Source organism: Thermocrispum municipale DSM 44069, assembly GCF_000427825.1.
GTDB classification, from domain to species: Bacteria; Actinomycetota; Actinomycetes; order Mycobacteriales; family Pseudonocardiaceae; genus Thermocrispum; species Thermocrispum municipale.
The window spans coordinates 232,619-250,562 of the sequence record NZ_ATYT01000007.1 but is presented as its reverse complement, the minus strand read 5'-3'; the positions used below and the strand labels follow the sequence as shown (position 1 = coordinate 250,562).

The window sequence follows — 17,944 nt, the reverse complement described above, 5'->3', positions numbered from 1 at the left end:
TACGCGGATCGCCCTAGGCTGGCGGACGTGACTGGAACCTTCGTGACGCTCGGCGGGGGCGGGTTCTCGGCCGAGGGCCGGGTGACGCCGATCGACGAGCTCATCCTGTCGACCGCAGGCGGCGGCAAACCAGCCGTCTGCTTCGTGCCGACCGCCACCGGTGACGACGTCGAGTACGCGGCACGGTTCGAGCGCGCGTTCGCCGGCCGCGCCCGCACATCGGTGTTGTCGCTGTTCTGCCGCGACCCGTGGGGGTACACCGATCCGTCGATGCTGCTCGACCAGGACGTCATCTACGTCGGTGGCGGGTCGACGGCCAACCTGCTCGCCGTCTGGCGACTGCACGGACTACCGGACATCTTGGCGCAGGCCGAGCGGAACGGCGCCGTCTTCGCCGGGGTCAGCGCGGGCATGAACTGCTGGTACCAAGGCAGCTCCACCGACTCGTTCGGCCCGCTCGCCCCGCTGCCCGACGGCCTCGGCATGCTGCCGGGCTCGGCCTGCCCGCACTATTTCGGCGAGGCGGAGCGCCAGGAGTCCTACCGCCGGATGGTGCGTGACGGCGAGCTTCCCGCGGGCCACGCCGCCGACGACGGCGTCGCGCTCATCTGGCGCGGCGGCGAACTCGTCGAAGCGGTCAGCGAGCGGCCGAACGGTCAGGCGTTCGCCGTCGCACGCGACGGCGACGACGTGGTGGAGCGGCCGCTGCCGGTGCGCTACCTGGGCTGAGCCTCTCCCTGGCGGGTCAGCGGCACGGGCTCGCTGAGCTTGCCCATCTTGTGCGGGTTGCGCACGCCGTAGATGTGCGTGATCCGGCCGTTCTCGATGCGGAAGCTGAACGTGCCGTCGGGGGTGTCGTCGACGTACAGCCGCAGCGCGGGCGCGCCGTTGAGCACCAGCTCCTCGACCCGGCCGTTGGGCAGCTTCTTCGGGAACGCGGCCACCACCCGGGCCACCGCGTCGATCCCGACGATCGGCCGGAGGAAGGCCTTCACCACACCGCCGCCGTCGGACACCAGCACCACGTCCGGGGCGAGCACCTCCATCAGTCCGTCGATGTCGCCGGTGGCCATCGCGACGCGAAACCGTTCGACCACCTCCTGCTGCTCGCTGCGGCTGACCGCGCGGCGCGGGCGCCGGGCCGCCACATGCGACCGGGCCCGATGCGCGATCTGCCGGACCGCCGCGGGCGACTTGTCCAGCGCCTTGGCGATCTCCTCGAACGGTTCGGCGAAGATCTCGCGCAGCACGAACACCGCCCGCTCGGTCGGCGTCAGCGTCTCCAACACGGTCAACATCGCCATCGACACGCTTTCGGCGAGTTCGACGTCATCGGCGACGTCCGGGCTGGTCAGCACGGGTTCCGGCAGCCAGCTGCCGACATATTCCTCGCGCCTGCGAGCGAGCGTGCGCAACCGGTTGAGGGCCTGCCTGGTCACCGTGCGGACCAGGTACGCGCGCGGATCGCGCACCGCGTCCTGGTCCGCCGCGTTCCACCGCAGCCAGGTCTCCTGCACCACGTCCTCGGCGTCGGCCGCGGTGCCGAGCAGCTCGTAGGCCACGGTGAACAGCAGGCTGCGGTGGGTGACGAACGGATTGTCGGTCACGCTCGCTCGACCTCCCGCTCTTCCCGCTCGGCCAGCGGCGGCAAGCCGCAGTGTGCGGACATCCCAGCGGCCTCGAGCCCGAGCGCTACGCCCATGCGCGCGGTCATGTTCGCGCAGGCGATCCACGCGGTCAGCTCGAGCACACCCGCCGGGCCGAGGTCGGCCTGCAGCTCGTCGACCATGTCGTCGGTCACCGCGAGCGGCAGCTGGCACATGGCCTCGGCGTAGGCCATCACCCGACGCTCCAGCGGAGTGAAGACCGTCGAGGCGCGCCAGCGCGGCACTTCCCTGGCTTTGGCGAGGTCCAAGCCCTCATGCTGCGACTGGTAGTAGCCGAAGTCCAGGCACCACGTGCAACCGATGGTCGACGCGGCGACCATGTGCGACAACGCCTTCAAGTCGGACGGCACGTTCGGCCACTTGTTCGCCTTCCGGCCGAACATGCTGGTGTCCTTGACGACCTTCGGGCTGTGCCACATGACGCCGACGCCTTCGGGTATGTCGCCGCCCATCATGCGCTTGGCCATCGACTTGACGAGCCAGCCGCTGAGTCCGGTGATTTCGGCTTGGGGGAGTCTGGCAGTGCCGGTCATCTTCGTCCTCCTGTATCCGGGTTCGACAAGAAGACACCGGCCGGCACGCCGATGTGACACTCAGTCTCGCCGTTCCACGGTCGCCAGCCACGCGAGCATGTCCGCGGACTCGTTCGGCGTGAGGCCCAGTGCCGGGTCGACGTACGGCGGCACGATCACCCGGTACCGGCTTTCCTGCAGGTCAAGCAGCCGCCAGCCGTCGGTGAACGCGTCCCGGATGTAGTCGTCGGGAATCTGTGGCCCGAGACCAGGCCCGGCATCGGAGAGAGCCAGCACGTACACCCGACCGCCGGGGCGACACACGGCGTGCAGGTTTGCGGCGTACCGCAGTCGTTCCTCGCGCTGACCGAACACGTGGAACAGCGCGCTGTCGACGATCGTGTCGAAGCGGGGCGGCCCGGACAGGTCCATCACGTCCGCGACCTCGAACTTCGCCGGAACCCCCAGTGTTCTCGCCTGCTCCGACGCCCGGGCGATCGCCGTCGGTGAGAAGTCGATGCCGAGTACGTCGTATCCGCGCTGCGCCAGGTAGATGGTGTGTTCACCGGTGCCGCAGCCGGCGTCCAGTACCTGACCGGTGATCCGGCCATCCCGTTCCAGCTGCACGATGGTCGGTTGCGGCTCGTCGATGACCCACGGTGGGGAACCGGCTGCGTAGGCGGAGTCGAAATCCGACTGCGGGATAGATGCTGTCACGCTGTCAGTCTGCGGTACCGCCGTCGCGGCGGGCCACCGAATATCTCCGTCGCGTAGCGCTCAACCCACGTGCTCGGCGGTGGCGAGCCAGGCGGGGATGTCCGCGGGTTGGTTCGGCGTCAGCCCCCAGGCCGGATCGGTGTCCGGCGGCACGAGGACGCGAAGCGTGCTTTCCTGCACCCGCAGCCGCCAGCCTTCGATGAAAGCCTCCCGCAGCGGCTCGTCGCTCATGGCCGGGCCGATTCCGGGGCCGCGGTTCGACAGGGCCAGCACGTGCACGAGTGCGCCGGGACGGCACACAGCGTGCAGGTTCGCGACGTATTTCGCCTGGTCCTGTGCCCCGAAGACGTGGAAGAGGCCGCAGTCGACAACCGTGTCGAACCGCGGCGGACCGGTCAGCTCGAGCGCGTCGGCGACTGCGAACTGCGCCGGGGCGTTGCGGGCTGCCGCCTTCTGGTCTGCCAGCGCGATCGCGCGTGGCGCGAAGTCGATGCCCAGCGCGTCATAGCCCCGCTGGGCGAGGTAGATGGCGTGTTCACCAGTCCCGCAGCCCGCGTCCAGGACCCGGCCACTGATCTGCCCAGTTCGTTCCAGCTGCACGATGGCCGGTTGCGGCTCGCCGATGTCCCAGGGCGGGGTGCTGCCCTCGGCGTAGGCTGAGTCGAACTCGGACCGTGGTCTGGAGGTTGTCACGGCGACAGTGTGCGGTGTCGTCGGCGCTGCCGGCCAGTCGAATCCCCATCAGGGACCTCCGATCAGCACGCGCAGCGGCGTTCGGCGGTGTTGGACACGACAATCCCTTTGATCGCTGATGGCTGTATGCCGCCTGCACGGACGGCGGCCTGCATGGGGTTGTCGCTCGATGAGGTGAAAAAGTGTCGGTCAGCCGCTCGTCAATCCGTGCCGCACCAGGCTCTTCGCGGTGTCGATGACCGCGTCGAGGGATCCCTGGCGGGGGTCCCACCATTCCGTGGTCCAGTTCAGCGCACCCATCACCAGCATGCGCGCGGCGCGCAGGTCCAGGTCGGGCCGGATCGCCCCGGCCTTGCGGGCCTGCTCCAGCAGCCGGCGCCAGAGATCGATGTATTCGGCTCCTTCCGACCGCAGCCGGTCCCGCACCTCGTCGGGAAGCTGACCGAGATTGCGCGTGACCGCGGTGGCGAAGTCGGACAACGTCAACTCCACCTGCAGGTGGGCCTGCACGGCGACCTCGATGCGATCCATCGGCGGGGTCTGGTCGTCCAGCGCCGCGAGCGCGCCTTCCACGTGCTCTCGTAGCCTGCGCTGACCGGTCGCCATGACCTCGGCGATCAGCTCTTCCCGCGAGTCGAAGTAGTAGTACAGCGCGGGCGCACGCACCGACGCGAGCTCGGCGATGTCCACCAACCGCGTTGCCGAGTAGCCCTTCTTGCTCAGCAGGGCGGCCGCGGCTTGCAGAATGCGATCCCGCGTCGTTCCGGCAGCGTTCTTGGTGTCCTTGGTGCCGTTGTCGTTCTTGGTTGCCACCTGACCGTCCCATCGCCTCGTGGCATGCCTCAGGGCATGGAATATCCGCCGCTGACCGAGAACACCTGCCCGGTCACCTGCCGCGCGGCGCGCTCCGAGGAAACCCAGACGACGGACGCGGCGATGTCCTGTGCCGTGGTGAGGCGACGTAGCGGGATCTGCTTGCGGATGTAGTCGATCTGGTCGGCGTCGAACACCGAGTCCTGCCCGACCGCCCACAGGCTGGTCGACCCGATCGCGTCGTCGTCCTCCGGCAGGACCAGGCCCGGGCACACCACGTTGGACCGGATGCCGTGCCTGCCGTGTTCTTTCGCCACGGTCCTGGCCAGCGCGAGCACGGCAGCTTTGGTGGCGCCGTAGACCCCTTGCCGGATCTCGCCGAAGGCCGCGTCGCTGGAGATGAACACGATCGAACCCTGTCCCGCTTCGCGCATCGGGCCGATGGCGGCCTGCGTGCACTCGATGGTGCCGTACAGGTTGACCTCGACCAGGCGTTGCCAACGCGCCCGATCGGTGTCCTCGGCGATGAATCCGGGCACGCTCCAGCCCGCGTTGTTCACCAGCACGTCGATGCCGTCCCACAGCTCGAGCACCCGGCCGACGACGCGAGCACCCGCGCCCTCCTCGGTGAGGTCCTGCTGGACGACCTCGGCCGCCGCGGCGCCCCGCTCCAGGGCTTCCTTGCGCACCCGGCCGGCCTGTTCGCCGTCGATGTCGCAGATGGCCACGCGAGCGCCTTCCTCGGCGAACCCGTGCACGATGCCGCGACCGATGTTGGCGGCCCCGCCGGTGACGAGTACCCGAGCTTCCCGCAGGCCGAGATCCATTCCTGCCCTCCATGCTGGGCGGCCGTGGTTGACGGTCGCATCCTACCTAATTTATCTTCAATTCGAAATTCATGACCGTGCGGCAAATGAGGACGAGCGTGCGGATGCGCGCAAGTACCGACGGGGAACGCTCGCCCGGATCGGGGCGCAGGAGGCGATGACTGGTGTCGGAATCGGACGTGCGAGCCCTCCTGGGGGCGCCGTGGCCGTGGTAACCACCGGCGAGGACGGGCCGGTCGGGCACATCGTGCTGAACCGGCCGGAGGCGATGAACGCCATCACGGTCGAGTTGGGCGAGCAGCTCGAGCGGGCGCTGCGCAGCCTGGCCAGGACGGCGACCGTGATCGTCATCCGCGGCGCGGGCGGCAACTTCTCGGTCGGCGGCGACTTCAAGGAACTGGCCCGTCTGCGCGAGTCCGGCCCGGACGCGCTGCGGCCGCTGTTCGAGAACTTCCACCGTGCCTGCAACACCATCGCCGAACTGCCCGTTCCGGTGGTCGCGGTGGTCGAGGGCTACGCCATGGCGGGCGGCTTCGAGCTGATGCAGGCCAGCGACATCGCGCTGGTGCGGGCCGACGCCAAGCTCGCCGACAACCACGCCAACTTCGGCCAGATCCCGGGCGGTGGCGGGTCGCAACGGCTGCCGCGACTGATCGGCAGACAGCGCGCCCTCGGACACATCCTGTCCGGCGAACGGATCACCGGGCGGCAGGCCGCGGAGTGGGGCCTGGCTTATCGCAGTTTCGAAACCGAGGAGTTCGCCGACGGCGTCGACGCGTTCGTGGCGCGCTTGGCCGAGAAGGACCGGGCCGCTCTCGGCAAGATCAAGCGGCTGGTGCGTCGGGGCTTGACCATGGCGGAGGCCGACGGTCTGGCAATGGAGCTGAACGCCGTCGTCGAGCACGTGGGAGGCGATGCGGCAGGCAGCGGGATCGCCTCGTTCACCGAAGGCAAGGGAGCCTGACATGACCGAGGAAGTGATCGGTGCCGGCCCGGTGTTGCTGTCGTACGAGCCCGACGGCATCGCCCGAGTGCGCCTCAACCGTCCGGATGCCGCCAACGGCATGAACGTCGAGCTGCTCGAGGCGCTGCACGCGGCCGTCATGCGCATTCACGGCGACCCGACGGTGCGGGCCGTGATCCTCTCCGGCGAGGGCAAGAACTTCTGTGCGGGTGGCGACGTACGCGACTTCGCCAGCAAGGGCGACGGGTTGCCGGACTACCTGCGGGAAGCCACCGCACGGCTGCAGATGGCGGTGTCGGCGCTGGTGCAGCTCAAGCCGCCGGTGATTGCCGCGGTGCACGGGTTCGCCGCGGGTGGTGGCGGGTTCGGCCTGGTGTGCGCCGCCGATTTGGTGGTCGCGGCCGAGGGGGCGAAGTTCTTCTCCGGTGCGGTCCGGGTCGGGATGGCGCCCGACGCCGGCGCGACGGTGACCCTCAGCAGGCTCGTCGGGCTGCGCAAGGCCATGGAGATCCTGCTGACGAACCCGACGTTGACCGCGGCGCAAGCCCTGGAAGTCGGACTGCTCACCAAGGTCGTCCCGGACGAGTCGGTCTTCGACGAAGCGCTGGCGCTCGCGCGGACGATCGCCGCCCTGCCGTCGCAGGCCATCGCGGCGACCAAGCGCCTGGTGTGGCGGGGTGTCGGCTCGTCGCTGGAGGAGCAGCTGCCCGAGGAGGCGCGTACGGTGGCCGAGCTGTCCGGTACGGCCGATGCGTTGGAGGGCCTGGCTGCGGTGATCGAACGCCGGCCCCCGCGATTCACCGGGAAGTAACGATGGCCGACTGTGTGCTGACCGAGGATCGCGGGCCGGTGCGGGTGATCACGTTGAACCGCCCGAGCAAGCGCAACGCGATCGATCTCGAACTGCGCGTCGAGCTGGGGGACGCGGTGGAAGCCGCGATGGCGGACCCCGGCGTGCGTGTGGTGGTGCTCACCGGAGCGGGCGGCACGTTCTGTTCCGGCGGCGACATCTCCACCATGCGGCGGATGCCGCGCGAGGAGACGCTGCCCCGGTCGAAGGCCGCGCAGCGCGTGATCAAGGAGATCTGGCGCGGACCGAAACCGGTGATCGCGGCGGTCGAGGGCTATGCCTTCGGGGCGGGCGCCGCGCTCGCGATCGCTTGCGATCGGGTGGTCGCGGCTTCGGACAGCACGTTCAGTACCGCGTTCACCGGTGTCGGCCTGGCCGGTGACATGGGCATCTTCGCGTCACTGCCCGCCCGGATCGGGCCCGCGGCTGCCCGGCAACTGATGCTGTTGCCGCGCAGGCTGTCCGCCCAGCAGGCCAAGGACATCGGGTTGGTGGACGGTCTCGCCGAACCGGGGGAGGCGTTGCCGGATGCGCTCGCGGACGCGGCCGCGATGGCGGACGGACCGCCGCTGGCGCTGGCCGAGATCAAGGCGATGTTCGCGGCGTGGCCCCGGGACCCGTGGCGGGTGCTCGACGAGGAAACCGAGGTACAGGCTCGGCTGTTCGACACCGAGGACTTCGCCGAAGGGGTGGCCGCCTTCCACCGACGGCGGCGGCCGAACTTCCACGGGCGGTGAGGCTCGCCGGGCTCGCGTCCGGCGGGCATCGAGATCGTTTTCTACTTTGAATTAGGTGCCGTGGCCATGGGTAACCGTTCGAGGGCGGCAGGGTGTCGTGAGCGTCCGGCGGTGCTGGCGCGGACGGTTCGTGGCGCGGCTCACGCCGATGTCGCGCTCGAGCGATCTTTTCGTGTTCAACTTGCCCGTTTTGCACGCATTCGCGGCAGGGTGAACGGCTGCTCGTAAGCGAGGACTCGACAAGCGGAGAAGGGGTGTTCGTGTTGGTTGTGCCCCGTAGGTGGATCAGTTAATCTAACTACGATTAAGGAAGGAGGCCTGCCGTGGCGACCGACATCGAGCAACGACGCTCTAGGCTCCGGGCAAACTTTTCCGAATGGGTGCCGCGCACCCTCGGCGGGTGGCTCGACTACTGCACCAGCCAGTTCGCCGACCGGCCCTTCGTCATCACCGACGAGCGGACGATCAGCTACGCCGAGACCGCGGAGTGGGCGAGCAAGCTGGCCGACGGGCTGGCCGCGCTCGGCGTGCGCCCGGGTGACCACGTGGGCATCCTGATGGCCAACTACCTGGAATTCGCGCCGGTGAAGTTCGCGATCGCCAAAGCAGGCGCGGTGGCCATCCCGTTCAACTACCTGTACCGCACCGACGAGCTGAAGTACGTGCTGCGGCAGTCGGAGTGCTCGGTGCTGATCACCATGACCGGCTTCGGCGACCTCGACTACCTGGCCATGCTCGACGAGATCGCGCCGGGCTGGGAACAGGGGCAGTCGGACGAATTGCCGAACCTGCGCAAGGTCGTGCTCTTCTCCACCGACCAGCGGCAGCGCGACGGCGTCCTCGACGTGACCGGGCTGGCCGAACTCGGCGAGCAGAATCCGGGCGCAGCGAGCGACGAGGCGCAGCCGGACGACATCGGCGACATCCTCTACACGTCGGGCACCACGGGCTCGCCCAAGGGCGTTCAGGTCACGCACGACGCGGTGCAGCGCACCGGTTACGCCTCGGCATTGACCCGGGCGTTCGAGGACGGGCGCCGAATCCTGTTCTCGTTGCCCTGCTACCACATGTTCGGCTACGTCGAGGGCATGCTCGCCGCGATGGTGGTGGGCGGCGCGATCATCCCGCAGACCGCGTTCGACCCGGTCCGCTACTTCGAGGGCATTCAACGGCACAAGGCGACCGACATTCTGTGCGTGCCGACCATGACGGTCCCGCTGCTGGAGCATCCGCGGCGCAAGGAGTTCGACCTGAGCTCGCTGTCGGCGATCCTGTCCGGCGCCGCGCCCGCGCCGGTGTGGCTGTGGGAGCGGGTGCGCGACGAGCTCGGCGTCGACGAGATCGTCACCGGCTACGGCATGACCGAGTGCGGTGGCGCCATGACGATGACTCAGCCCGAGGACGACCTGTTCTACACGGCCAGCACGGTGGGCAAGCCGAAGCTGGCCGGCAGCGCGGGCGTGCCGGGCCAGGACGCGCTGACGGTCTACAAGACGGTGGACCCGGTGACCGGGGAGGACCTGCCGCCGCACACCGAAGGCGAACTGGCCTCCAAGGGCCCGACGAACATGCTCGGGTTCTTCAACAAGCCGGACGAGACCGCCGCCGCCATTCAGGACGGGTGGATCCGTTCCGGCGACCTGGGCCGGGTGCGTGAGGACGGCTACCTGGAGATCACCGGCCGCAGCAAGGAGCTGTACAAGAGCGGCGGCGAGCTGGTGATGCCCAAGGAGATCGAGGACCTGCTGAGCAAGCACCCGGCGATCAGTCAGGTGTACGCGGTGGGCATCCCGGACGAGCGCTGGGGCGACGCGGGCTGTGTCTGCATCGTGCGAGCCCCCGGCGAATCCATCACCGCCGACGAGGTCATCACGCTCTGCAAGGAGAAGCTGGCCCGCTTCAAGGTGCCCAAGTACGTGCTGTTCCTCGACTCGGCCCAGCTGCCCACCACGCCGACCGGCAAGGTGCAGAAGTTCCGGCTGGTGAAGTGGGCGCAAGAGCAGCTGGCGGCGACCAAGGACAACTGACCGAAGGGGATGGACTGCGTGACTGCCACAGTGCCCCAAGCAGGCACGGATCGACCCGACTACTCGGCCTTGATCCAGCCGGAACGGGTGCACGGAAGCCTCTACACCGACCCGAGGATCTTCGCCGAGGAGCTCGAGCGGATCTGGTATCGAACCTGGGTCTACGTGGGCCACGAGAGCGAAGTGCCGCAACCGGGCGACTACGTGCGCAAGAACATCGGACCGCAGGACCTGGTGATGACCCGTGACCGGGAAGGTCAGGTCCACCTGCTGGTGAACCGGTGCGCACACCGCGCGAACCTGGTGTGTGAGGACGAGCGGGGCAACTCGAACTCGTTCCGCTGCCCGTACCACGGGTGGACGTTCCGGAACAACGGCGAGCTGCTCGGGTATCCGTACCACCAGGGTTACGGCGGTCGCGGGAAGCTGAATCTCGGCATGGCGACGGTGCCGCGGGTCGAGTCGTACCGGGGTTTCGTGTTCGGCAGCTTCGCCGAGGACGGGCCGACGCTGACCGAGCACCTCGGCGCGGCCGCCGGGGAGATCGACCGGTTGTGCCGGCTGTCCCCGGAAGGCGAGGTCGAGCTCAACGCGGGCTGGCTCAAGCACCGCACGCGAGCGAACTGGAAGCTGCTCGCCGAGAACGAGACCGACGGCTACCACCCGCAGTTCGTGCACGGCTCGATCTTCAGCGTCACCGGCAGCCCGATCGGCGCGCTGTACAGCGAGAAGTCCACCGCGGTCACCCGCGATCTCGGCAACGGGCACAGCGAGAACGACCTGCGCCCGGAGTTCCGCAGGCACGGTGAGCCGATGCGGTGGTTCGGCACGACCCCCGACCGCGTGCCGGATTACGTGGCGAAGATGCGCCAGGCCTACGGCGACGAGGCGGAGCAGATCCTCGTCGAGGGCGCCCCGCACGTGATGATCTTCCCGAACCTGTTCATCGCGGAGATCCAGGTCTTCGTCATCCAGCCGCTGTCGGTCGACGAGTGCGTCCAGCACTCGACCGCGGTCCAGCTCAAGGGCGCGCCGGAGTTGAACCGGCGGATGATCTCGCAGTCGATCGGCTCGGTCGGGCCCGCGGGCATGTTGCTGGCCGACGACACCGAGATGTACGAGCGGAACCAGGTCGGCGCCGAGCAGCTGCGGCCCGAGTGGCTGGAGATCCGTCGCGGCATGCACCGGGAGCGGGTCGACGAACGGGGGCTGCGCGTGGGCACCGCCACCGACGAGACCGGGATGCGGGGTTTCTGGTCGCACTACAAGACGTTGATGGAGGACGACAAGTGACCGCGGTAGCCGATGCGGGGCTGGACCTGCGGCAGATCGAGCAGTTCCTGTACCGGGAAGCGCGCTACGCCGACGAGCACGACTACGACGCGTGGGAGGCGTTATGGACCGACGACGCGCTCTACTGGGTGCCCGCGGGTGACGACGCGGCCGACCCGCGCAGCCAGGTGTCGGTCATCTACGACAACCGCAACCGCATCGCCACGCGGCTCAAGCAGCTACGCACCGGCAAGCGCTATTCGCAGTCGCCGCCGTCGAACTTGCGGCGGGTGATCTCCAACGTCGAGATTCTCGGCACCGAGGGCTCCGACACCGTGGTCGGCGCGAACTTCGTGCTCGTCGAGTCCCGGACGCGGGGCATGGAGATCTGGGCCGGGCGCGTCACCTACAAGTTGCGTGTGGTGGACGGCGAGATCCGCCTGGCGTACAAGAAGGTCAGCTTGGTGAACAAGGACCAGCCGTTGCCGACGCTGGCGTTCTTGATCTAGGGGAGGACCGATGAGTGACGAACAGGATCGCCCCGGCGTGGTGGTCGGTCCTTCCTCGCCCGAGGTGGTCGGCAGCGAGTTCGCCGAGGTCGCGGTGAGCGTCGACCACGAGGGCAACGGCCCACGGTTGAAGCTGGAGGACCTGCGGACCGGTCGGGTGCGCTACCTCGACGCGCTGGAGCTGGAGACCGTCGTCTGGTTGCCGGACGGGCACCTGCGGCAGCTGCTGGACCCCTCGGCGCATCGCTGGCGAGAGGACAAATGAGCGTATGCCGCCGGTGATCGTGCGGCCGGACGAGCTCGACTTCGCCGAGTTCGTCCGGCCAGGGGACACCGTGGTCTGGGGCCAGACGTGCGCCGAGCCGGTGACCCTGACCGAGGAGCTGATGCGGCAGCGACACCAGGTGGCGCCGATCCGGTGTTTCGTCGGCATCCCGGTCACCCGGACGCTGCGGCCGGAGTTCGCCGACGCGATCTCGTTCGTCTCCTACTGCGGCAGCGGAAGCAACCGACGGATGCTGCGAGCCGGCGCGATGGACGTCGCGCCCGTGCACTACTCGACGTTGCCGACTCTGTTGACCGAAGGTCCGTTGCGCGCAGACGTCGTCCTGGTGCAGGTGTCCGCTCCCGACGAGCAGGGGCGGTACTCGCTAGGCATCGGCGACGACTACTACTCGGCGGCCATCGACACCGCCCGCGTGGTCATCGCCGAGGTCAACGACCAAGTGCCGCAGACGCGGTGCACGCGCTGGCTGACCGATGACGATCTGGATGTCGTCGTGCCCACGTCCCGGCCGCCAGCGGAATCGGCCACCCCGGCGCCGAGTCCGGTCATGCAGCAGGTGGCTGCCAACGCGGCGGCGTTGATCGACGACGGTGCGACGCTGCAGTTCGGGATCGGCGCGTTGCCTGCGGCCGTGCTGGCTCAGCTCGCCGACCGTCGCGACCTGGGCGTCCACTCCGGACAGTTGAACGACGCCGCCGCGGACCTGATGGATGCCGGCGTGATCACCAACGCCCGCAAGAGCATCGACCGGGGCGTGTCCGTGGCCGGGATGCTGATGGGCACGCGGCGGGTGTTCGCGTTCGCGCACCGCAACCCGGCCGTGCAGCTGCGGGACTCCGGCTACACCCATGACGCCTCGGTGCTGGCCGCACACGACCGGTTCGTGGCGATCAATTCGGCCGTGGAGGTGGATCTGTCCGGACAGGTCAACGCCGAGGTGGCCGCGGGCGACTACGTCGGAGCCGTCGGCGGTGCGGTCGACTTCCTGCGTGGGGCAGCTCGGTCGAAAGGCGGTTTGCCGCTGGTCGTGCTGCCGTCCACGGCGAACGGCACAAGCCGGATCGTGCCGAGTGTGTCCGGGCCGGTGAGCACGGCGCGGGCGGACGCCGGTGTGGTCGTGACCGAGTACGGGGTGGCCGACCTGCGTGGTCAGCCGTTGCGCGCCCGGTACGAGCGGATGCTGGCCATCGCGCATCCCGATCACCGCACGGCGCTGGCAGAAGCTGCGGAAGAATCTTTGCGACGAAGTGGAGTGCTGGTATGAGGCGAGCGGCGATCGTCAGTCCGCTGCGCACACCCGTGGGTGCTTTCGGCGGCACGCTGCGCCCGGTTCCCGCCGAGGACCTGGCCGCGCACGTGGTCAAGGAGCTGATGACGCGCACCGACGTCGACCCCGGCCGGGTCGAGGACGTGGTGTTCGCGCAGTCGTACGCCAACTCCGAGGCGCCGTGCATCGGGCGGTGGGTCGCGCTGCACGCCGGGCTGCCCATCGAGGTCCCGGGTCTGCAGACCGACCGACGGTGCGGGGGCGGGCTGCAGGCGGTGGCCACCGCCGCGATGATGGTGCAGACCGGCAACGCCGACGTGGTCATCGCGGGCGGCGTGGAGAGCATGAGCAACATCGAGCACTACACGACCGATCTGCGGTGGGGCAGGCGCGCGGGCAACGTGACCTTCTACGACCGCCTTGATCGGGGCCGGGAGCGTTCCCAACCGGAATGGCGGTTCGGTCCGATCAGCGGCATGATCGAGACCGCCGAGAACGTCATCAGTCGCTACGGCATCACCCGCGACGAGGCCGACGCGTTCGCCGCGCGCAGCCATCAGCGGGCGGCCGCCGCATGGCAGGCGGGCAAGTTCGCCGACGAAGTCGTGCCGGTGGAGGTGCCGCAGCGCAAGGGGGACCCGGTCGTTTTCGCCCAGGACGAAGGCATCCGGCCCGACTCGACCCCGGAGAGGTTGGCCAAGCTGCGGCCGATCATCCCGGGCGGCACGGTCACCGCGGGCAACGCGAGCCAGCAGAACGACGCCGCCGCGGCGTGCCTGATCGTGGCGGAGGACGTCCTGGACGAGCTGAACCTGCAGCCGCTCGGTTTCCTGCGGGCGTGGACGGCCGTGGGTTGCGATCCGGCGACCATGGGCCTGGGCCCGGTGCCCGCGGTGGCGAAGCTGTTCGACCGCACCGGGGTGTCGTTCGACGAGGTCGACCTGATCGAGATCAACGAGGCGTTCGCCGGCCAGGTGCTCGGCGTGCTGAAGGGCTGGGGCGTCAAGGAAGAGGAGATCGCCGACCGGCTGAACGTCAACGGCTCGGGCATCTCGCTCGGTCACCCGATCGGCGCGACCGGCGTGCGAATCCTGACCACCATGCTGCACGAGCTGCACCGCCGCGGCGGCAGGCTCGCGCTGGAGACGATGTGCATCGGCGGTGGTCAGGGGATGGCCGCGCTCATCGAGGGGGTGGCATGACCGCGCTCGTCGCCTACGCCACGTACCTGCCGAAGCACCGGCTCCAGTTGTCCGAGGTGGCGAGCACCCTCGGGACGGGGTCGGGTCGCGGTTCCCGCGTGGTGGCTTCGTTCGACGAGGACAGCACGACGATGGCTGTGGAGGCCGCCGCCGCGTTGCTGCGGTCGTATCCGGCGACGCCGCGCAGCATCTATTTCGCCACCACCTCGCCCGCGTATCTCGACAAGACCAATGCTTCGGCCATCCACGCCGCACTGGGCTTGCCGCCGGAGGCGTTCGCCGCCGACCTGGCCGGCTCGGCGCGGTCCGGCATGGCTGCCTGGCGCGCGGCCAAGGCCGACGGCGGGCTCGCGGTGTCGGCGGACGTGCGGGTCGGCCGGCCGGGGTCGTCGGACGAGCGGACCGGCGGTGACGGTGCGGTCGCCCTGCTGTTCGGAGACCCGAAAGGGGCGATCGCCGACGTCCTCGCCGAGCGTTCGTGGTCGACCGAGATCTTGGACCGGTGGCGGGCGCCCGGCCAACTTGCGGGCGAGGGGTGGGAGGAGCGGTTCGGTGTCGAGCACTACGTGCCGCTGCTGAAGCGGGCGGCCGGGGAGATGCTGGCTGAGGCCGGACTGGAAGCCGTCGACCACATGGTGGTCGTCTCACCCAATCCCGGCGTCCGCAAACAGGCTGCGCGACTTTTCTCCGGGGCGGCCACCTCGCCGCTCGGTCACTCCGGTGCCGCGGACTTCGGGCTCGGCCTGGCGTCGATGCTGGATCGGGCCATGCCGGGGGAGACGATCCTCGTGCTGTCCGCCGCCGACGGGTGTGACGCCGTCCTGCTGCGGGCCACCGAGAACCTGGTGCGCAAACGGCAGCAGCGCACAGTGGCCGACCAGCTGGGCGGCGGCATCGACGTTGCGTACGCGACTTATCTGAGCTGGCGTGGGTGGCTGGAGCGGGAGCCGCCGCGCCGCCCGGAGCCGGACCGGCCCGCCGGCCCACCGAGCGCCCGCGCAGCCGATTGGAAGTTCTCGTTCACCGGGAGCGTGTGCTCGCGCTGCGGGTTCACGCATCTGCCGCCGATGCGGGTGTGCAAGAACTGCGGTGCGATGGATGAGATGGAGGCACGTTCGCTGGCTGCGGCTACCGGAACAGTGGCGACGTACACCGTCGACCGGCTGGCCTACTCGCCGTCACCGCCCCTGATCGAAGCCATCGTCGATTTCGACGGCGGCGGTCGATACACGCTGGAGGTCGCCGACGCCCAGCCGGACGACCTCGCGGTGGGAACACGCGTCGACTTGTCGTTCCGGCGCCTGTACACCGCCAGAGGCGTGCACAACTACTTCTGGAAGGCGCGGGTGCTCGCACCGGAACGCAGCACGCCCGTCGGAGGTGCGGTATGAGCAAGGGAATCCGCGACAAGGTCGCCGTCGTCGCCATGGGGTGCACTCGCTTCGGCGAGCACTGGTCTTCCTCGGCGGAGGACCTGCTGGTCGACGCGACCAAGGAACTGTTCGACTCCACCTCGGTGAGCCGGGACGACATCGAGGCGTACTGGCTCGGCACGCTGGCCTCCGGCCAGTCCGGGCTCACGTTGAGCAAGGCGCTGGCGCTGGACTACAAGCCGGTGACGCGAGTGGAGAACTACTGTGCGACGGGCTCCGAGGCGTTCCGCAACGCCTGCTACGCGGTGGCCTCCGGCGCCTACGACCGGGTGGTCGCGGTCGGGGTGGAGAAGCTGAAGGATTCCGGCTACTCCGGCCTGTTGCGCTCCGACCCGCCGGGAGACGGCACGGCCGCGGAGCTGAGCCTGACCGCGCCCGCGGCCTTCTCGCTGCTGGACCCGGCGTACTGCGCACGCTACGGCGTCGACCCCGCGGACATGCGGGCCGCGATGACCCACGTGGCATGGAAGAACCACAGCAACGGCGCGCGCAATCCCAAAGCGCAGTTCCAGTCGCAGGTGACCAAGGAGAAGATCGAGGCAGCGCCCAAGGTGGCGGGCCGCCTGGGCGTGTTCGACTGCTCCGGGGTGTCCGACGGCGCGGCGGCCGCGCTCATCGTCCGCGCCGAGGAAGCGCACAACTACACCGACCGGCCGATGTACGTCAAGGGGCTGTCGCTGGTCGCCGGCCCGGCTCGCGGCGCCGCCGATCCGGACTACGACTACACGACGTTCCCCGAGGTCGTGCGCAGCGCCCAGGACGCCTACGAGCAGGCCGGGGTGACCGATCCACGCAGCGAGATCTCGCTGGCCGAGGTGCACGACTGCTTCACGCCCACCGAGCTGGTACTCATGGAGGACATGGGCTTCGCCGAGCGCGGGCAGGCGTGGAAGGACATCCTCGACGGCGCGTTCGAGCTCGGCGGGAGGCTGCCGGTCAATACCGACGGCGGGTTGAAGTCGTTCGGTCATCCGGTCGGCGCCAGCGGCCTGCGCATGCTCTACGAATGCTGGCTGCAGTTCCGTGGCCAGGCGGGCGAGCGGCAGCTGGACGACCCGCACCTGGCGCTCACCCACAACCTGGGCGGCCGTCCAGGCAGTTGCGTGTCGTTCGTGTCGGTGGTCGGATCCGACCGAGGCTGACGAAGAAAGGAGCGGGCGTATGCAGGTCGGTAACGCGGTCGCGCTGGTGACCGGTGGCGCGTCGGGGCTCGGGCTGGCAACGGTCAAGGAGCTGCACGGTGCAGGCGCCAAGGTCGTCATCGTGGACCTGCCCTCGTCGCAGGGCGAGGCGATTGCCGAGGAGCTGGGCGACGGGGTGACCTTCGCCGCGGCCGACGTGACCGACGAACAGCAGGTGTCGAAGGCACTGGACGCGGCCGAGCAACTGGGCACGCTGCGGATCGTGGTGAACTGTGCCGGCATCGGCAGCGCCATCAAGACCGTCGGCAAGAAGGGCGCCTTCCCGCTGGCCGAGTTCACCAAGGTGATCAACGTGAACCTGGTCGGCACGTTCAACGTGATCCGGCTGGGCGCGGAGCGCATCGCCAAGACCGATCCGGTAGGTGAGGAGCGCGGCGTCGTCATCAACACCGCGTCGGTGGCCGCATTCGACGGGCAGATCGGGCAGGCGGCGTATTCGGCGTCCAAGGGCGGGATCGTCGGCATGACGCTGCCGATCGCCCGTGACTTGGCGAGCCTGCAGATCCGGGTGGTGACGATCGCGCCGGGGCTGTTCCACACGCCGCTGTTCGCGACGCTGCCGGAGGAGGCGATCGCGTCGCTGGGTGCCCAGGTGCCGCACCCGTCGCGGCTCGGCGACCCGGCGGAATACGCGGCGCTGGCCAGGCACATCGTGGAGAACCCGATGCTGAACGGGGAGACGATCCGGCTCGACGGGGCCATCCGCATGGCGCCGCGCTGATCGGGGCTGACGGTCGACGGGCCGGCTGCCGGGTTGCGGTGCCGGTGGCCGGCCCTTGGTGCGTGTTCGACGCGCCCTCGGCCCTTCCGGTAGCGCGCGGTCGACGTCTCGGCTGCAGTTTCTTCCTGCGCGTACTCGATCCTGTCTTCAAAATTGGGTCCGAGTGGGTGACCGTAGCGTGCTGTGAAGGGTGCCACCCTAGCCACAGTTTCTTATTTACGTTAAATTAGAAGACGAATCGCGGG

At 69.2% G+C, this 17,944-nt stretch carries 19 protein-coding genes; 13 read left to right on the top strand and 6 right to left on the bottom strand.

Features of this window, described 5'->3' with window-relative positions; genetic code table 11:
• Window positions 1-27: 27 nt before the first annotated feature.
• Window positions 28-729, top strand: coding sequence for a Type 1 glutamine amidotransferase-like domain-containing protein (locus YWM_RS0109625; RefSeq protein ID WP_043660310.1), 702 nt, complete (start codon window positions 28-30; stop codon window positions 727-729).
• On the opposite strand, the gene YWM_RS0109620 is transcribed toward YWM_RS0109625, so the two are convergent.
• From YWM_RS0109620 to YWM_RS0109595, 6 genes are all read right to left on the bottom strand, one after another.
• Entirely contained in the window at window positions 717-1,607 is an 891-nt protein-coding gene (locus tag YWM_RS0109620) for an RNA polymerase sigma-70 factor (RefSeq protein WP_028850557.1), read from the bottom strand. The genes YWM_RS0109625 and YWM_RS0109620 overlap by 13 nt on opposite strands.
• Window positions 1,604-2,200, bottom strand: a complete 597-nt coding sequence (locus YWM_RS0109615; RefSeq protein ID WP_028850556.1) for a carboxymuconolactone decarboxylase family protein — start codon at window positions 2,198-2,200, stop codon at window positions 1,604-1,606. The genes YWM_RS0109620 and YWM_RS0109615 overlap by 4 nt, the downstream gene beginning before the upstream one ends.
• A 60-nt stretch (window positions 2,201-2,260) precedes the next feature.
• Window positions 2,261-2,896, bottom strand: a complete 636-nt coding sequence (locus YWM_RS0109610; RefSeq protein WP_028850555.1) for a class I SAM-dependent methyltransferase — start codon at window positions 2,894-2,896, stop codon at window positions 2,261-2,263.
• Between the two features lie 60 nt (window positions 2,897-2,956).
• Entirely contained in the window at window positions 2,957-3,589 is a 633-nt protein-coding gene (locus tag YWM_RS0109605; RefSeq protein WP_028850554.1) for a class I SAM-dependent methyltransferase, read from the bottom strand.
• 189 nt (window positions 3,590-3,778) lie between these two features.
• A complete protein-coding gene (locus YWM_RS0109600) occupies window positions 3,779-4,402 on the bottom strand; it encodes a TetR/AcrR family transcriptional regulator (protein ID WP_028850553.1) in 624 nt (207 codons plus the stop codon).
• Between the two features lie 29 nt (window positions 4,403-4,431).
• Window positions 4,432-5,229 (bottom strand): SDR family NAD(P)-dependent oxidoreductase, encoded by a 798-nt coding sequence (locus YWM_RS0109595; RefSeq protein ID WP_028850552.1) that lies wholly within the window; start codon window positions 5,227-5,229, stop codon window positions 4,432-4,434.
• Window positions 5,230-5,431: 202 nt separating this feature from the next.
• Here YWM_RS0109595 and YWM_RS0109590 point away from each other — a divergent pair, with 202 nt between their 5' ends.
• The 12 genes from YWM_RS0109590 to YWM_RS0109535 all read left to right on the top strand — a co-directional run bounded on the left by YWM_RS0109590 (window position 5,432) and on the right by YWM_RS0109535 (window position 17,699).
• Window positions 5,432-6,193 (top strand): enoyl-CoA hydratase/isomerase family protein, encoded by a 762-nt coding sequence (locus YWM_RS0109590; protein ID WP_028850551.1) that lies wholly within the window; start codon window positions 5,432-5,434, stop codon window positions 6,191-6,193.
• A gap of 1 nt (window position 6,194) precedes the next feature.
• Window positions 6,195-7,004: an enoyl-CoA hydratase/isomerase family protein gene (locus YWM_RS0109585; RefSeq protein ID WP_028850550.1), complete on the top strand. Its 810-nt coding sequence runs from the start codon at window positions 6,195-6,197 to the stop codon at window positions 7,002-7,004.
• 2 nt (window positions 7,005-7,006) lie between these two features.
• The gene (locus tag YWM_RS0109580; protein WP_028850549.1) at window positions 7,007-7,780 is read left to right on the top strand and encodes an enoyl-CoA hydratase/isomerase family protein; all 774 of its coding nucleotides are present in this window, start codon (window positions 7,007-7,009) and stop codon (window positions 7,778-7,780) included.
• A 323-nt stretch (window positions 7,781-8,103) separates the two neighbouring features.
• The gene (locus YWM_RS0109575) at window positions 8,104-9,807 is read left to right on the top strand and encodes a class I adenylate-forming enzyme family protein (protein ID WP_028850548.1); all 1,704 of its coding nucleotides are present in this window, start codon (window positions 8,104-8,106) and stop codon (window positions 9,805-9,807) included.
• Window positions 9,808-9,825: 18 nt separating this feature from the next.
• Window positions 9,826-11,100 (top strand): aromatic ring-hydroxylating oxygenase subunit alpha, encoded by a 1,275-nt coding sequence (locus YWM_RS0109570; RefSeq protein ID WP_028850547.1) that lies wholly within the window; start codon window positions 9,826-9,828, stop codon window positions 11,098-11,100.
• Complete coding sequence (locus YWM_RS0109565; protein WP_028850546.1) at window positions 11,097-11,588, top strand: aromatic-ring-hydroxylating dioxygenase subunit beta; 492 nt, start codon at window positions 11,097-11,099, stop codon at window positions 11,586-11,588. The genes YWM_RS0109570 and YWM_RS0109565 overlap by 4 nt, the downstream gene beginning before the upstream one ends.
• Before the next feature lie 10 nt (window positions 11,589-11,598).
• Window positions 11,599-11,853, top strand: a complete 255-nt coding sequence (locus YWM_RS0109560; protein ID WP_052344720.1) for a hypothetical protein — start codon at window positions 11,599-11,601, stop codon at window positions 11,851-11,853.
• Between the two features lie 4 nt (window positions 11,854-11,857).
• The gene (locus YWM_RS22895; protein WP_043660307.1) at window positions 11,858-13,138 is read left to right on the top strand and encodes an acetyl-CoA hydrolase/transferase family protein; all 1,281 of its coding nucleotides are present in this window, start codon (window positions 11,858-11,860) and stop codon (window positions 13,136-13,138) included.
• Entirely contained in the window at window positions 13,135-14,343 is a 1,209-nt protein-coding gene (locus tag YWM_RS0109550) for an acetyl-CoA C-acetyltransferase (RefSeq protein WP_028850544.1), read from the top strand. The genes YWM_RS22895 and YWM_RS0109550 overlap by 4 nt, the downstream gene beginning before the upstream one ends.
• Window positions 14,340-15,734, top strand: coding sequence for an OB-fold domain-containing protein (locus tag YWM_RS0109545; protein ID WP_028850543.1), 1,395 nt, complete (start codon window positions 14,340-14,342; stop codon window positions 15,732-15,734). The genes YWM_RS0109550 and YWM_RS0109545 overlap by 4 nt, the downstream gene beginning before the upstream one ends.
• Window positions 15,731-16,918 (top strand): acetyl-CoA acetyltransferase, encoded by a 1,188-nt coding sequence (locus YWM_RS0109540; RefSeq protein ID WP_028850542.1) that lies wholly within the window; start codon window positions 15,731-15,733, stop codon window positions 16,916-16,918. The genes YWM_RS0109545 and YWM_RS0109540 overlap by 4 nt, the downstream gene beginning before the upstream one ends.
• Window positions 16,919-16,937: 19 nt before the next feature.
• Window positions 16,938-17,699: a 3-hydroxyacyl-CoA dehydrogenase gene (locus YWM_RS0109535; RefSeq protein ID WP_028850541.1), complete on the top strand. Its 762-nt coding sequence runs from the start codon at window positions 16,938-16,940 to the stop codon at window positions 17,697-17,699.
• The last annotated feature ends 245 nt before the right edge of the window (window positions 17,700-17,944 follow it).

Bases quoted from the DNA above. Each gene is read 5' to 3' on its own strand.
- YWM_RS0109535 (WP_028850541.1), top strand. From the start codon at position 16,938: ATGCAGGTCGGTAACGCGGTCGCGCTGGTGACCGGTGGCGCGTCGGGG.
- YWM_RS0109545 (WP_028850543.1), top strand. From the start codon at position 14,340: ATGACCGCGCTCGTCGCCTACGCCACGTACCTGCCGAAGCACCGGCTC.
- YWM_RS0109560 (WP_052344720.1), top strand. From the start codon at position 11,599: ATGAGTGACGAACAGGATCGCCCCGGCGTGGTGGTCGGTCCTTCCTCG.
- YWM_RS0109580 (WP_028850549.1), top strand. From the start codon at position 7,007: ATGGCCGACTGTGTGCTGACCGAGGATCGCGGGCCGGTGCGGGTGATC.
- YWM_RS22895 (WP_043660307.1), top strand. From the start codon at position 11,858: ATGCCGCCGGTGATCGTGCGGCCGGACGAGCTCGACTTCGCCGAGTTC.
- YWM_RS0109540 (WP_028850542.1), top strand. From the start codon at position 15,731: ATGAGCAAGGGAATCCGCGACAAGGTCGCCGTCGTCGCCATGGGGTGC.
- YWM_RS0109615 (WP_028850556.1), bottom strand. From the start codon at position 2,200: ATGACCGGCACTGCCAGACTCCCCCAAGCCGAAATCACCGGACTCAGC.
- YWM_RS0109595 (WP_028850552.1), bottom strand. From the start codon at position 5,229: ATGGATCTCGGCCTGCGGGAAGCTCGGGTACTCGTCACCGGCGGGGCC.
- YWM_RS0109550 (WP_028850544.1), top strand. From the start codon at position 13,135: ATGAGGCGAGCGGCGATCGTCAGTCCGCTGCGCACACCCGTGGGTGCT.
- YWM_RS0109585 (WP_028850550.1), top strand. From the start codon at position 6,195: ATGACCGAGGAAGTGATCGGTGCCGGCCCGGTGTTGCTGTCGTACGAG.